The sequence below is a fragment of the Pseudomonas sp. NFPP02 genome, from assembly GCF_900119355.1.
In the GTDB taxonomy this organism is placed as follows: Bacteria; Pseudomonadota; Gammaproteobacteria; order Pseudomonadales; family Pseudomonadaceae; genus Aquipseudomonas; species Aquipseudomonas paracarnis.
Map to the genome: position 1 here is coordinate 483,035 of NZ_FPJI01000001.1, position 15,193 is coordinate 498,227.

Below are 15,193 nucleotides of genomic sequence, written 5' to 3' on the forward strand. Positions count from 1 at the left end.
CATGACGGACAATACCGCCCGCGAAGGCAGCCAGATCCTGGGTACCACCGAAGAAGCCAGCGAGTTCGCGAACCTGCTGCTGCAAGAATTCAAGCCCAAGACCGAGCGTGCCCGCGAAGCCGTTGAAACCGCGGTGCGCACCCTGGCTGAACAGGCCCTGGCGCAAACCGACCTGGTGTCCAACGACGCGATCAAGTCGATCGAATCGATCATCGCCGCCATCGACGCCAAGCTCACCGCCCAGGTCAACCAGATCATCCACCACCAGGATTTCCAACAACTGGAAAGCGCCTGGCGTGGCCTGCATTATCTGGTCAATAACACCGAGAGCGATGAGCAACTGAAGATTCGCGTGCTCAACATCTCCAAGCCAGACCTGCACAAGACCCTGAAGAAATTCAAGGGCACCGCGTGGGACCAGAGCCCGATCTTCAAGAAAATGTACGAAGAAGAATACGGCCAGTTCGGTGGCGAACCTTACGGCTGCCTGGTGGGTGACTACTACTTCGACCAGTCGCCGCCCGACGTGGAACTGCTGGGCGAGCTGTCGAAAGTCTGCGCCGCCATGCACTCGCCTTTCATCGCTGCGGCCTCGCCGACCGTGATGGGCATGGGCTCGTGGCAGGAACTGTCGAACCCACGCGACCTGACCAAGATCTTCACCACCCCGGAATACGCCGGCTGGCGCTCGCTGCGTGAATCGGAAGACTCGCGTTACATCGGCCTGACCATGCCGCGCTTCCTGGCACGCCTGCCGTACGGCGCCAAGACCGATCCAGTGGAAGCCTTCGCTTTCGAAGAAAACACCGACGGCGCCGACAGCTCCAAGTACACCTGGGCCAACGCCGCCTACGCGATGGCAGTGAACATCAACCGTTCGTTCAAGCACTACGGATGGTGCTCGCGCATCCGCGGCATCGAGTCTGGCGGTGAAGTGGAAAACCTGCCGGCCCACACGTTCCCTACCGATGACGGTGGCGTGGACATGAAGTGCCCGACCGAAATCGCCATCAGTGACCGCCGTGAAGCGGAACTGGCGAAGAACGGTTTCATGCCGCTGCTGCACAAGAAAAATACCGACTTCGCCGCGTTCATCGGCGCCCAGTCGCTGCAGAAACCTGCCGAATACGACGACCCGGACGCCACCGCCAACGCCAACCTGGCCGCACGCCTGCCGTACCTGTTCGCCACCTGCCGTTTCGCCCACTACTTGAAGTGCATCGTGCGCGACAAGGTCGGCTCCTTCAAAGAGAAGGACGAAATGCAGCGCTGGTTGCAGGACTGGATCCTCAACTACGTCGACGGCGACCCGGCGCACTCCACCGAAACCACCAAGGCCCAGCACCCGTTGGCGGCGGCCGAAGTGATCGTGGAAGAAGTCGAAGGCAACCCGGGGTATTACAACTCCAAGTTCTACCTGCGCCCGCACTATCAGCTTGAAGGGCTGACGGTGTCGTTGCGCCTGGTATCGAAACTGCCTTCGGCAAAAAGCGCATAAGTAACGATTGAGCTAGCTCGTTCCCACGCTCCGCGTGGGAATGCCGCCCGGGACGCTCTGCGTCCCGGTGACGCGTAGCGTCACAGGATGCGTTACCACGCAGAGCGTGGGAACGATCACCCAATCAAGTGGCATGGGCCACACAGGGAGAAAACATGGCTGTTGATATTTTCATCAAGATCGGCGACATCAAGGGCGAGTCCATGGACAAGGCCCACAAGGACGAAATCGATGTGTTGAACTGGAGCTGGGGCATGTCCCAGTCCGGCAACATGCACGTCGGCGGCGGCGGCGGCGCGGGCAAGGTGAATATCCAGGACCTGTCGTTGACCAAGTACGTCGACAAGGCTTCGCCCAACCTGATGATGCACTGCGCCAGCGGCAAGCACATCGACAAGGTCAAGCTGACCGTGCGCAAGGCCGGTGGCGAGAGCCAGGTCGAGTACATGGTGATCAACCTGGAAGAAGTGCTGGTCACCTCCTTGAGCACCGGCGGTTCGGGCAGCGATGATCGCCTGACCGAAAACGTCACCCTGAACTTTGCCCAAGTGATGGTCGACTACCAGCCGCAGAAAGCCGACGGCACCAAAGACGGCGGCGCCATCAAGTTTGGCTGGAACATCCGTTCCAACACCAAACGCTGATAGCCCTTGTGGCCGTGGCCCGGTGCCACGGCCATTGTGTCCCTCTCGCACCCGTCCGTGGAGCTGCTTTGGTGGTAACTGAAATCGCTTCCCGCGACCGTCTGCAACCGTCCCTGCTGGACCGGTTGACCGACGACGACCCGACCAACCCCAAGGAAAGCGCCGACAAACGCGTGCTGTCCCTGACCCAATTGAAGGCCTCGGTGCTGCGTGACCTGGCGTGGTTGCTTAACACCACCTCGTTACTCGATACCGATGCCACGCTGCACACCCCGGCCGGCACTTCGGTGGTCAATTACGGCCTGCCGGCACTGGCGGGCAACAGCGCTTCGGGCGTCGATATCAAAGCCCTGGAAGCCCTGATTTACCAGGCCATCGCCACTTTCGAGCCGCGTATTTTGCGCCACACATTGCGAGTCAAGGCGCGCATGGGCCATGGCGAGATGAATCACAACGCCCTGAGTTTCGAGATTGAAGGCGACCTGTGGGCACAGCCGGTGCCGTTGCGTTTGCTGTTGCAGACCGACGTGGACCTGGAGTCCGGCCATGTGCGCGTGCTGAATGCCGACCAGCGGAGACGCCCATGAACCCGCGCCTGCTGGAGCTGTACAACCAGGAACTGCACCACGTGCGCGAAAGCGCCGCCGAGTTCGCCAAGGAATACCCGAAGATCGCCAGTCGGCTGACCCTGTCCGGTATGGACTGCGCCGACCCGTACGTCGAACGTTTGCTTGAAGGCTTCGCCTATCTCACGGCCCGCGTGCAGCTCAAGCTCGACGCCGAGTACCCGACCTTCACCCACAACTTGCTGGAAATCGCCTACCCGCACTACCTGGCACCGACGCCGTCGATGACCGTAGTGCAACTGCAGACCGACCCCGATGAAGGCTCCCTGGCCGGCGGTTTCCCGCTACCCCGTGACACGGTGCTGCGTGCCGCCCTGGGCCGTGAAACCCAGACCTGCTGCGAGTACCGCACCGCGCACCCGGTGACACTGTGGCCGTTGCAGGTCAGCAACGCCGAATATTTCGGCAACCCCGCCGCCGTGCTCGGGCGCCTGGCCGCCAGCGAACCGAAAGCCAAGGCCGGCCTGCGCCTGACCCTGCGCACCGGTGCCGAGCTGCCGTTCAACAGCCTCGACCTGGATACCTTGCCGCTGTACCTGAGCGGCGCTGATGAACAACCGTTTCGCCTTTACGAACAACTACTGGGCAACGCCTGCGCGGTGTTTGCGCGCGAGCCCGGTGGCGATTGGGTCGAGCGCCTGCCCCAGGGCGCGTTGCGCTCGCGGGGGTTCGATGATGCCGATGCGGCCATGCCGGTGGTAGCGCGGGCGTTCCAGGGCTATCGCCTGTTGCAGGAGTACTTCGCCCTGCCCCATCGCTTCCTGTTCGTTGAGTTCGCCGAGTTGAGCCGTGCGGTCAAACGGTGTGACGGCCAGGAGCTGGAACTGATCGTGCTGTTCGACCGCCACGAACCGAGCCTGGAAGGCAGTGTCGGCGCGGCGCAGTTCTTGCCGTTCTGCACGCCCGCCATCAACCTGTTCCCCAAGCGCGTGGACCGCATCCATTTGTCCGACCGGGTCAATGAACACCACGTGATCGCCGACCGTACGCGGCCGATGGATTTCGAGATTCACTCCTTGAGCGGCATTACTGGCCATGGCACCGGACCGGAGCAGCCGTTCTTGCCGTTCTATGCGGTGCGCGATCCGTCGCGCTATGGCCGCGACCAAGCGTATTACAGCGTGCGCCGCGAGCCGCGTGTGCTGTCCAGCGATCAGCGCCGCAATGGCCCGCGCTCCACTTATGTGGGCAGTGAAACCTTCGTCAGCCTGGTGGACAGCCGCCAGGCGCCGTATCGCCATGACCTGCGCCAGTTGGGCGTGACGGCACTGTGCACCAACCGGGACCTGCCGCTGTTCATGAGCGTGGGCAACGGCAAGACCGACTTCACCCTGGCCGACAGTGCGCCGGTACTGGCCGTGCGGTGCGTCGCCGGGCCAAGCCGCCCGCGTGCCAGCCATGCGCATGACGCCAAGGCCTGGCGCCTGATCAGCCAGTTGTCGCTCAACTACCTGTCCTTGAGCGAAGAGGGCCAGGGCGCGGGCGCCTTGCGCGAACTGCTGCGCCTGTACGGCGACAGCAATGACGCCGCCCTGCAATTGCAGATCGAGGGCCTGCGCGAGGTCAGCAGCAAGGCGGTGACTCGACGCCTGCCGATGCCTGGCCCGATTGTGTTTGGCCGCGGCCTGGAAATCACCTTGGAGTTCGATGAAAACGCGTTTCGCGGCACCGGCGTGTTCCTGCTCGGTGCAGTGCTGGAGCGCTTCCTGGCACGCTACGTGTCGATCAACAGCTTTACCGAGACGGTGATCCGTACCACCGAACGCGGCGAGATCATGCGATGGAAAGCCAAGCCCGGACGGCGTCCGACCCTGTGAAAACCCTGGACGCGATGCACCAGGAGCCCTGGGAATATGACTTCTTCCAGGCATTGCGGCGCATCGAGTGCGAAACGCCCGAGCTGCCACGCCTGGGCCATTCCCTACGCCTGGCCGATGACCCGCTGCGCCTGGGGCAGCAGGCCGATTGCACCTTCGCACCCGCCACCCTCGCCTCGGTCGACCCCGGTGGCGACGGCAAGCCGGCGCGGTTGGAGCAGTTCTTCTTCGGCCTCGGCGGCCCCAACGGGCCGCTGCCGCTGCACATCACCGAGTACGTGCGCGAGCGCCAACGCAACAACGCCGACAGCACCAGCAAGCAGTTCCTGGATGTGTTCCACCATCGCTTGTTGACCCTGTTCTATCGGGCCTGGGCCGAGGCGCGGCCAACGGTCAGCCATGACCGCCCGGACGATGACTACTGGTCCGCCCGCCTCGCCGCCCTGAGTGGCCGCGGGATGCCGAGCCTGCTCAATCAAGGGCTCATCCCCGATACCGCAAAGCTGCATTACAGCGGCCATCTGTCGGCGCAAACCCGCTACCCGGATGGCTTGAAAGCGATCCTCAGCGAGTACTTCGGCCTGCCGGTAGAGATCGAGGAATACGTCGGCCAATGGCTGGAACTGCCCGAACGCAGCCGCGTGGGGGTCAGCGCCAACCAGTTGGGCGTGGACTTCTGCCTGGGTAGCCACGTGTGGGACCGCCAGCACAAATTCCGCATCCGCCTGGGCCCGCTCACGCTGGATGACTACATGGGCATGCTGCCCGGCCAACAGCCGTTCAACGAGCTGGTGGCGTGGGTGGCCGAGTACCTGGGCCATGAAATGGACTGGGACTTGAACCTGGTTTTGCAACAACCCGAAGTTCCGGCGCTGCAACTCAACGGCCAGTTCCGCCTGGGCTTCAACACCTGGCTCGGCCAACCTGCGCATGACGCCAACGACCTAATCCTGGCCCGGCATTACGCCGACCACGCCACCACCTCAAGGAATCCAGAGCATGGGTGAAATCAGTCGCGCCGCACTGTTCGGCAAACTCAACAGCGTGGCCTACAAAGCCATCGAAGCCGCCACCGTGTTCTGCAAGTTGCGGGGCAATCCGTATGTGGAACTGGCCCACTGGTTTCACCAGTTGCTGCAACTGCAGGACTCGGACCTGCACCGCATCATCCGCCAGTTCAACGTGGAGCCGGCGCGCCTGGCCCGTGACCTCACCGAAGCCCTGGATCGCCTGCCGCGTGGCTCGACGTCGATCACCGACCTGTCGTCCCACGTGGAAGAAGCCGTGGAACGCGGCTGGGTGTATGGCAGCCTGATGTTCGGTGAAAGCCAGGTTCGCACCGGTTATCTGGTGCTGGGCATCTTGAAGACACCGAGCCTGCGCCATGCGCTGCTGGGTTTGTCCGGCGAGTTCGACAAGATCAAGGCCGAGGCCCTGAGCGAGCGCTTTGATGAATACGTCGGTGACTCGCCAGAAAATGCCTTGAGCGCCAGCGATGGCTTCAATGCCGGCGTCCCTGGCGAGGCCAGCGGTGCCATGGCGCCCAGCGCGATGGGCAAGCAGGAAGCGCTCAAGCGCTTCACTGTGGACCTGACCGAACAGGCCCGCAGCGGCAAGCTCGACCCAATCGTGGGCCGTGACGAGGAGATTCGCCAACTGGTGGATATCCTCATGCGTCGGCGCCAGAACAACCCGATCCTCACTGGTGAGGCCGGGGTGGGCAAGACCGCCGTGGTCGAAGGTTTCGCCCTGCGTATCGTCGCCGGTGACGTACCGCCTGCGCTCAAGGACGTGGAACTGCGCAGCCTCGACGTGGGCCTGTTGCAAGCCGGCGCCAGCATGAAAGGCGAGTTCGAACAGCGCCTGCGCCAGGTCATCGAAGACGTGCAGGCTTCACCCAAGCCGATCATCCTGTTTATCGACGAAGCCCATACCCTGGTAGGTGCCGGTGGCGCCGCCGGCACCGGTGACGCGGCCAACCTGCTCAAGCCTGCCCTGGCCCGTGGCACCTTGCGTACCGTGGCTGCCACCACGTGGGCCGAGTACAAAAAGCACATAGAGAAAGACCCGGCCCTGACCCGCCGTTTCCAGGTGGTACAGGTTGCCGAGCCGTCGGAAGACAAGGCCCTGCTGATGATGCGCGGCGTGGCTTCCACAATGGAAAAACACCACCAGGTGCAGATCCTCGACGAAGCTCTGGAAGCCTCGGTGAAGCTCTCCCACCGCTACATTCCGGCGCGCCAGTTGCCGGACAAGTCCGTGAGCCTGCTGGACACCGCCTGCGCCCGCGTCGCCATCAGCCTGCACGCGGTCCCCGCGGAAGTGGACGACAGCCGTCGCCGTATCGAAGCCCTGGAAACCGAGCTGCAAATCATCGCCCGTGAGCATGCGATCGGCATTGCCATTGGAGCGCGTCAAACCCATAGCGAAGCGCTGCTGACCGCCGAACGTGAGCGTCTGACCACGCTGGAAAGCCGTTGGGCCGAAGAGAAAACCCTGGTGGATGAGCTGCTCGCCACCCGCGCAACCCTGCGCGAGAAGGCCGGGGTTGTGGACAGCGGCAACGATGAACTGCGTGCAAAACTGGTCGATCTGCAACAGCGCCTCACCGCCCTGCAAGGCGAGACCCCGTTGATCCTGCCGACCGTGGATTACCAGGCCGTGGCCTCGGTGGTCGCCGACTGGACCGGCATCCCGGTGGGCCGCATGGCCCGCAACGAACTGGAAACCGTGCTCAACCTCGACCAGCACCTGAAGAAACGCATCATCGGCCAGGACCATGCCCTGCAAATGATCGCCAAGCGCATCCAGACCTCCCGCGCCGGTCTCGACAACCCGAGCAAGCCGATTGGCGTGTTCATGCTGGCCGGTACCTCGGGTGTGGGCAAGACCGAAACTGCCCTGGCCCTGGCCGAAGCCATGTACGGCGGCGAGCAGAACGTCATCACCATCAACATGAGCGAGTTCCAGGAAGCCCACACCGTGTCCACACTCAAGGGCGCGCCACCGGGCTATATCGGCTACGGCGAAGGCGGTGTGCTGACCGAAGCGGTACGGCGCAAACCCTACAGCGTGGTGCTGCTCGATGAGGTGGAGAAAGCTCACCCGGACGTGCACGAGATTTTCTTCCAGGTGTTCGACAAGGGCGTGATGGAAGACGGCGAAGGCCGGGTGATCGACTTCAAGAACACCCTGATCCTGCTGACCACCAATGCCGGTACCGAACTGATTTCCCACGTCTGCAAGGACCCGGCGAACACCCCCGAGCCCGAGGAAATCGCCAAGGCCCTGCGCCAGCCGTTGCTGGAGATTTTCCCACCGGCCTTGCTCGGTCGCCTGGTGACCATCCCGTACTACCCGCTGAGCGACGAGATGCTCAAGGCGATCACACGCCTGCAACTGAACCGCATCAAGAAGCGTGTGGAGAACACCCATAAAGTCGCGTTCGAGTATGACGACGCAGTGGTCGACCTGATCGTCTCGCGCTGCACCGAAACCGAAAGTGGCGGGCGCATGATCGATACCATCCTCACCAACAGCCTGCTGCCGGACATGAGCCGCGAATTCCTCACGCGCATGTTGGAAGGCAAGGCACTGGCGGGGGTGCGGATCAGCAGTCGGGATAATGAATTGCACTACGACTTCAGCGACACCGAATAACTATTGTTGGAATACGGTCAGTGTGGGAGCTGGCTTGCCTGCGATAGCGGTCTGACATTCAGCATTGATGTTGACTGATCCACCGCTATCGCAGGCAAGCCAGCTCCCACAGTTGATCCGGTTCCGTCAGTGATGACGGTATTTACGGGACTACCGATGCTATTCAACCAAGCCTCACGCCTGGCCAAGATCAACAGCCCCCTGGGGCCGGATGTGCTGCTGCTCAACGAAATGGGCGGCGGTGAAGAGCTGGGCCGGCTGTTCAACTATGAGCTGCAACTGACGTCCCTGGACGCCAACATCGACCTCAACCAATTGCTGGGTAAACCGATGAGCGTCGGCCTGCAACTGGCGGACGGCGGCGAGCGGCATTTCCACGGGATCGTTGCGCGGTGCAGCCAGAACATCGACAAAGGCCAGTTCGCCAGTTACCAAGTCACCCTGCGCCCTTGGCTGTGGTTGCTCAGCCGGACCTCCGACTGCCGTATCTTCCAGAACCTGAGCATCCCGCAGATCATCAAGCAGGTGTTCCGTGACCTGGGTTTTTCCGACTTCGAAGACGCGCTCAGCCGGCCGTATCGCGAGTGGGAGTACTGCGTGCAGTACCGCGAGACCAGCTTCGATTTCGTCAGCCGGCTGATGGAACAGGAAGGCATCTACTACTTCTTCCGCCATGAACAGGACCGCCATGTGCTGGTGCTGGCCGACGCCTATGGCGCCCACACCAGCGTGCCCGGCTACGCGTCGATCCCCTACTACCCCAAGGACGAGCAGCAGCGCGAACGCGACCATATGCACAATTGGCACCTGGCGCAGGAGGTGCAGCCGGGCTCGCTGGAGCTGAACGACTACGACTTCCAGCGCCCCAGCGCGAGCATCGACGTGCGCTCGGCCATGCCGCGCCCGCACACCGCCGGCGACTACCCGCTGTACGACTACCCCGGTACCTACGTGCAAAGCGCCGACGGCGAACACTATGCGCGCACCCGCATCGAGGCCCTGCAAACCCTGCATGAACAGATCGAGTTCAGCGGCAATGCGCGCGGCCTGGGCTCGGGCCATCTGTTCAGCCTCACTGGCTTCAGCCGCCAGGACCAGAACCGCGAGTACCTGATCGTCGGTTGCCGCTATTACATCGTGCAAGAAAGCCTGGAAAGCGGTGGCGGTTCAGGCTCGGCGCAGTTTGAAAGCAGCCTGACCTGCATCGACGCCCAGCAGAGTTTCCGCCCGCTGGCCAACACCCACCGTCCCATCGTCAAAGGCCCGCAGACCGCGCTGGTGGTAGGCCCCAAGGGCGAGGAAATCTGGACCGACCAGTACGGCCGCGTGAAGGTGCATTTCTACTGGGACCGCCACGACCAATCCAACGAAAACAGCTCGTGCTGGATTCGTGTGTCGCAATCCTGGGCCGGCAAGAACTGGGGCTCGATGCAGATTCCACGCATCGGCCAAGAGGTGATCGTCAGCTTCCTCGAAGGCGACCCCGACCGACCGATCATCACCGGGCGGGTGTACAACGCTGAGCAGACGGTGCCCTACGACTTGCCGGAGAACGCCACCCAAAGCGGCATGAAAAGCCGCTCCAGCAAGGGCGGAACGCCGGCCAACTTCAATGAAATCCGCATGGAGGACAAGAAGGGGTTGGAGCAGTTGTATATCCATGCCGAGCGTAATCAGGACATCGTGGTGGAGGTGGATGAAAGCCACTCGGTGGGGCATGACCGGAATAAGAGCATCGGGCATAACGAGACGGTGACCATCGGCAGCAATCGCCTGCGGGTTGTGCGCAACAACGACACGGTGATCGTGGGCGGTGCCAAGTCCGACAGCGCCGCCACGCACTACACCATCGAGGCCGGCGAGAGTCTTCGCCTGGTGTGCGGCGACAGCGTGATCGAGCTCAAGGCAGGCGGGGACATCAACCTGACCTGCGGCTCGTTCAACCTGTTTTCCAGCGGCAGCAGCAAGATCCAGACAAAGGGCAAATTGGACATCAACCTGGGCAGTGACAAGGGCACATCGCCCGGTGCCCAAGGCGTGCAAAGCACGATCAAGTCCGCCGTCGAGTCAAAATTCCCCGGTAAGCCCGGTGCTGGTCAATAACGAGATTTCGCCACCATGAACTACCTGATCAACGAAGCCCAATTCACCCTGCCCGATGCCGAGGTACAGGACACCTCGATCAATATCCTCAAGTTCGCCAAGCTGAGCACTACCCTGGTGGTGAGCCGCAGCCCCTTGGCCGATGGCGAGAGCCTGCAAAGCAATTTCGAAGGCCAGTTGAAAAAACTCGAACAGCAGGTCCAGGACCTTCGCTATTCCCCGGCGCAAGCGGTCAAGGTCGGTCCAGCGCAGGACATCGACGCGTTTGAAGTGCAGAACCACTTCAGCAAAGGCAGCGACAACATTTACCAATATCAGTTGGCCATGCAGATACCGGGCACACGTCGCTTGATCGCCCTCAGTTACGTCAAGGCCCAGCCCCTGGGCCCGGCCGAGGCGGCGCACTGGGCAACGCTGAAAAGCACACTCAACTTCCTTGCCACGCCTTGAGTCGAGCCTGAGCAATGAGTGAGGACCTTTGGGCCGCCCGCGAAGGCGACGCACTGCTGCACACCTCGGTGATGGCCGACATTCTCGGCGGTGTGCTGGAAGTGGCCGCCTATGCGGCGATCACTACCGTGGGCTGCCTGGCCGTTGCCGGGGCAGTGTTCCTCGCGACCGGTGCGACCATCGCCACCGGCGGTGTGGCCCTGGTGTTGGTGGTGGGCGCGGTCGTCGGCATCACCGCTGGGCTCACGGGGGCTGACTTGAAAATATCCAGTTGGTGCGAGTCCGCCGCCAACTGGGTGTTCCCGCCAGTAATCGATGCGTTCATCACCAGCGGCTCGCACAATGTGTTTATCAATGGCAAAAAGGCCGCCCGCGCAGCCGGTAAGATGACCGCTGTACCGGTCGCGCCCAGCGAGCCGCCGGCACCAAGCTTCCTGGATATGGCCGGGGAGTTTTTCTCGCAGATGTGGCGCCCGACCGTCGCCTCGCCTACCCCCGGCACCGAGCCTTGCCCGCTGGATACCGTGGCGTGCAACAAGCACCCGCCCATGCCCCTGCAATTCATTGCCGAGGGTTCCAGCTCAGTGTTCATCAATGGGCAGCCTGCGGCACGCAGCGGGGATCGCAGTACCTGTGACGCCAAGATTGGCACGGCCAAGGGCTTGATTTCGCCGGACGTGCGCATTGGTGGCGAGACCATTGTGGTACAGGAGATTCGTAGCGGGAAAACGCCGGGGGTGGGGCTTGCCATTGCCGTGGTGATGGCGTTACGGGGCAATGTGAAGTGTTTCTGGACCAAGCTGCCGTGTCTGGTCGGTGGTTTGCTGGTGGGGGGCGCCGTCTCTTACGCAACCAGCAAGGTCACCTCCGCGCTCAAGAGCGCCATGAATGGCTCGCCCAATCCAGTGCACAGCGCGACGGGCGCCAAGATCCTGGGCGGGGATGAGGAACTGGACTTCACATTGCAGGGATTGCTCCCGATAGATTGGCAGCGCTTTTACAGCAGCCTCGACACACGCCGGGACGGCCTATTTGGCGCTGGCTGGAGCGTCGCGTATGAGGTGTCGATCGAGATAGAAGCGGACGAAAACCTGGTCTACATCGACGAGCAAGGACGCCGCCTGGAGATCGGTTACATCCCGTTGTCCGGCGGAGCGTTCGATCCGGGCCAAGGCCTTGCAGTCAGGCGCAGTGGCGACGGCGCGGTATTGATCGAGAGCATCGACGGCCTGTATCGCCTGTTCGAGCCCGACCCGCTGAATAACTCGCGGATGCGCTTGCATCTGCTGGGTGATCGCAATGAGGGGCGGATTTTCCTCGACTACGACAGTCAGGGCCGACTGTATCGCCTGCGCGACACCCACGATTTGATGCATGTAGAACTGAACTACTCGGCTGAACACCCTAGGCGTGTGAGCTACATCGAGCGGCGCTACCTGCGCCAGGACCATTTCGATGCGCGCAGCGATGTGCTCGTCAGTTATCGCTACGACAGCGTGGGCGATCTGGCTGAAGTGCTGGACGAGCAAGGTACAACCCTTCGACGCTTTGCCTACGACAATGACCGGCGAATGGTCGAACACCAATTGCCGAGTGGCCTGCGCTGCTTCTACCAGTGGGCTGAAGTACCTGGGCCAGGCGGCCCGGAATGGCGCGTCAGCCGCCACTGGACAGATGCGCGTGATGAATACAGCTTCCATTACGACCTGGACGCCGGCATTACCCGCGTGACCGACGGCCTGATGCGGGTCAGCACCCGGCATTGGAACCCGCAGTTCCAGATCACTCGCTACGTCGATAACCTGGGTCATGCGTGGCAGTTTGAGTGGAACGATGATCGCCAGTTGCTCGGTGCGATTGATCCGCAAAAAGGCCAGTGGCGTTTCAACTATGACGCGTCCGGCAACCTGAGCGCCGTCATCGATCCGCTGTCCAGAACCAGTAGCACGCAATGGCTGGCGCACTGGGCATTGCCCCAAGTGGAAACCGATCCGGCAGGCAACAGTTGGCATTATCGGTACGACCAGCGTGGCAATTGCGTCGAGGAAATCGACCCACTGGGAAACCGTACGCGCTATGTGTATGACGGGTTCGGGCAGCCGGTGCAAATCATCGACGCCACTGAAAAAACCAAGACACTGCATTGGGACGAATGGAACCAGTTGGTCGAGGCGGTAGATTGCTCGGGTTACCCCACCCGTTATCAATACGATGCGTTCGGCAATCTGGTGGTGCAGACCAATGCGGAAGGCGAGTCGGTGCGCTACCGGTACGGACCTCGAGGGCTATTGCTGGAATGCCAGCTTCCGGATGGTCGCGTGGAACAGTTCCAGCGCAGCGCCACTGGTTATCTGCTTGCTCACATCGATCCCGGCGGCGCCGTCACACGCTATGCCTATAATAGTCGCGGCTTGGTCAACCAACGGTGGGATGCGCATAACCGCAGCGTGATGTTCGACCATGACGACTATGGGCGACTGCGCAAACTGACCAATGAGAACGGAGAGAGCTATCACTTTGAATGGGACGCAGCGGACCGCATGGTACAGCAGCAGGATCTTGACCAGAGCCGGCGCCGCTACACCTATGATCCGCTGGCTGATGTCGTCGCCGTGGATTACCTGCCGGGGACGGAAGGCGAACCCGTAGCCCCATTGTCGCACCAGTTTCAGCGAGATCCGGTTGGACGCCTGGTCAGCAAAATAACTGCGGACGGTACTACCAGCTACGTCCACGACCTGAGCGACCAACTGATCGGTGTCACTTTCACAGCGCCTGATGGGAGTGAGCAATCACTCGGTTTCAGCTATGACGCCATGGGGCAGCTCCTAGAGGAACAAAGCTCGGCCGGTTCTGTGCAGCATCGTTACGACGAACTGGGAAACCTGATTCAAACCGGCTTGCCCGATGGTCGGTGGCTCAATCGCTTGTACTACGGCAGTGGCCACCTGCATCAGTTGAATCTCGATGGTAAGGTCATTAGCGACTTCGAGCGGGATCGTTTGCACCGCGAAGTGCAACGCACTCAGGGCCAACTCAAAACGAGTACCGCCTATGATCGAAGTGGACGGGTTCGCTCGCGACAGCGTCGTATTATTGACCAACCGTGGCAATTGCCACCGTTGGTTGAGACTGAATACTGCTACGACCCAAGCGATAACCTGATCGGGCGTCGTCGTACTGACCGTCAAGAGCTTCTGGGCTACGACAGTACGGGACGTATCCTCGTCAACCACCAAGCAGGACGCAGCGAAACCTACGCCTATGATGCTGCCGCCAATTTGCTCGACGGCCCGACCCAAGGCGGCCTGGTAAGGCATAACCGCCTGCTCACCTATCAAGACAAACGTTACAAGTACGACACCCTTGGACGGATGATCGAGAAAAGCAGCACGTCGCGCGGGTTGCAACGGTTTACTTACAATGCCGAGCATCGCCTGATCAAAGTGCATAGCCAGAAAGGCGCGCTGAACACGATTGTGAGGATGGTGTACGACCCTCTGGGGCGGCGTGTTGGCAAAACGGAACACGATGCCAATGGGCTCTGCCTGGGAGAAACACGCTTCGACTGGGATGGCTTGCGTCTTTTACAGGAACATCGGCATAGCCAGACCAGCCTCTATCTATATGACAATTACAGCTATGACCCGCTAGCTCGAGTGGACGGTACGGGGAAACACCAGTGCGTACGGTATTACCACAATGACCTGAACGGACTGCCAGAGTACCTCACTGAGACTGATGGGCTCATAGTTTGGCAAGCGCGCTACGAAGCATGGGGCGCGCCCCTTGAAGAAGTGCGAGAAGCGTACTTCATCGAGGAGCAAAACCTGCGATTCCAGGGTCAGTATCTTGATCGAGAAACCGGGTTGCATTTCAATACCTTGCGGTATTACGACCCCGACGTTGGCCGTTTTACGACACCTGACCCTATAGGTCTGGCAGGTGGTTTGAATCTTTACGCTTATGCCTCGAACCCACTGACTTGGATCGATCCTCTTGGACTGAACCCAGCGCTCCTGGAGGCGCTTGGCTCGGATGCAAAATCAGTCGGTGTTTATCGATTTACTGACAAAAATGGCAAACTCTACGTAGGTTCCACTACTGATCAAACCTTCGGCTCAAGACTGAGTCAGCATGTCGCTTCTGGAAAACTGCCGGCTGACAAAATCAGCTCGGTACAGTTACACAGTATGAACGGGGCCACCGCCCAGGAAATCTACAAGGTCGAAGCCAGTGAAATTGTGCGAAATGGCGGCAGGAGCGTAGACGGCGGAAAAACCTCCAACCTTCGAGCGCCTGCCGGTACACGTGAGCTATTCAAAAACCCCAACTGGGTCGCAACAGAAAAATCCAAACCATCACGTTTCGGAAAATGTGGCTAAGGAGTCAAAA

General features: G+C 61.2%; 9 protein-coding genes. All 9 read left to right on the top strand.

Translation table 11 applies throughout. The features are described from left to right. The first annotated feature begins 1 nt into the window (after position 1). The 9 genes from tssC (at position 2) to BT204_RS02315 (ending at position 15,183) form a co-directional block, all read left to right on the top strand. On the top strand, positions 2-1,498 hold the full coding sequence (gene tssC / locus BT204_RS02275) for a type VI secretion system contractile sheath large subunit (RefSeq protein ID WP_003195559.1): 1,497 nt from the start codon (positions 2-4) through the stop codon (positions 1,496-1,498). Positions 1,499-1,653: 155 nt separating this feature from the next. Then, positions 1,654-2,142 (top strand): Hcp family type VI secretion system effector, encoded by a 489-nt coding sequence (locus BT204_RS02280; RefSeq protein ID WP_003195562.1) that lies wholly within the window; start codon positions 1,654-1,656, stop codon positions 2,140-2,142. A 71-nt stretch (positions 2,143-2,213) separates the two neighbouring features. Beyond that, positions 2,214-2,729, top strand: a complete 516-nt coding sequence (gene tssE, locus BT204_RS02285) for a type VI secretion system baseplate subunit TssE (protein ID WP_072445715.1) — start codon at positions 2,214-2,216, stop codon at positions 2,727-2,729. Continuing rightward, positions 2,726-4,585, top strand: coding sequence for a type VI secretion system baseplate subunit TssF (gene tssF, locus BT204_RS02290; protein ID WP_072445649.1), 1,860 nt, complete (start codon positions 2,726-2,728; stop codon positions 4,583-4,585). Before tssE ends, tssF begins: the two co-directional genes overlap by 4 nt. Continuing rightward, positions 4,549-5,592: a type VI secretion system baseplate subunit TssG gene (tssG, locus tag BT204_RS02295; RefSeq protein ID WP_072445650.1), complete on the top strand. Its 1,044-nt coding sequence runs from the start codon at positions 4,549-4,551 to the stop codon at positions 5,590-5,592. The genes tssF and tssG overlap by 37 nt, the downstream gene beginning before the upstream one ends. Next, on the top strand, positions 5,585-8,245 hold the full coding sequence (gene tssH / locus BT204_RS02300; protein ID WP_072445651.1) for a type VI secretion system ATPase TssH: 2,661 nt from the start codon (positions 5,585-5,587) through the stop codon (positions 8,243-8,245). The genes tssG and tssH overlap by 8 nt, the downstream gene beginning before the upstream one ends. A gap of 156 nt (positions 8,246-8,401) precedes the next feature. Continuing rightward, the gene (locus tag BT204_RS02305) at positions 8,402-10,348 is read left to right on the top strand and encodes a type VI secretion system Vgr family protein (RefSeq protein WP_072445652.1); all 1,947 of its coding nucleotides are present in this window, start codon (positions 8,402-8,404) and stop codon (positions 10,346-10,348) included. Positions 10,349-10,363: 15 nt separating this feature from the next. Then, positions 10,364-10,798 carry a DcrB-related protein gene (locus tag BT204_RS02310; protein ID WP_054896056.1) on the top strand — a complete coding sequence of 145 codons (435 nt, stop codon included), beginning with the start codon at positions 10,364-10,366 and terminating at the stop codon, positions 10,796-10,798. 14 nt (positions 10,799-10,812) lie between these two features. Then, a complete protein-coding gene (locus BT204_RS02315; protein ID WP_083544045.1) occupies positions 10,813-15,183 on the top strand; it encodes an RHS repeat-associated core domain-containing protein in 4,371 nt (1,456 codons plus the stop codon). The last annotated feature ends 10 nt before the right edge of the window (positions 15,184-15,193 follow it).

What these genes read in the sequence shown, in the direction of transcription:
- tssC (WP_003195559.1), top strand. Translation starts at nt 2, where the DNA reads ATGACGGACAATACCGCCCGCGAAGGCAGCCAGATCCTGGGTACCACC.
- BT204_RS02280 (WP_003195562.1), top strand. Translation starts at nt 1,654, where the DNA reads ATGGCTGTTGATATTTTCATCAAGATCGGCGACATCAAGGGCGAGTCC.
- tssF (WP_072445649.1), top strand. Translation starts at nt 2,726, where the DNA reads ATGAACCCGCGCCTGCTGGAGCTGTACAACCAGGAACTGCACCACGTG.
- tssG (WP_072445650.1), top strand. Translation starts at nt 4,549, where the DNA reads ATGGAAAGCCAAGCCCGGACGGCGTCCGACCCTGTGAAAACCCTGGAC.
- tssH (WP_072445651.1), top strand. Translation starts at nt 5,585, where the DNA reads ATGGGTGAAATCAGTCGCGCCGCACTGTTCGGCAAACTCAACAGCGTG.
- BT204_RS02305 (WP_072445652.1), top strand. Translation starts at nt 8,402, where the DNA reads ATGCTATTCAACCAAGCCTCACGCCTGGCCAAGATCAACAGCCCCCTG.
- BT204_RS02310 (WP_054896056.1), top strand. Translation starts at nt 10,364, where the DNA reads ATGAACTACCTGATCAACGAAGCCCAATTCACCCTGCCCGATGCCGAG.
- BT204_RS02315 (WP_083544045.1), top strand. Translation starts at nt 10,813, where the DNA reads ATGAGTGAGGACCTTTGGGCCGCCCGCGAAGGCGACGCACTGCTGCAC.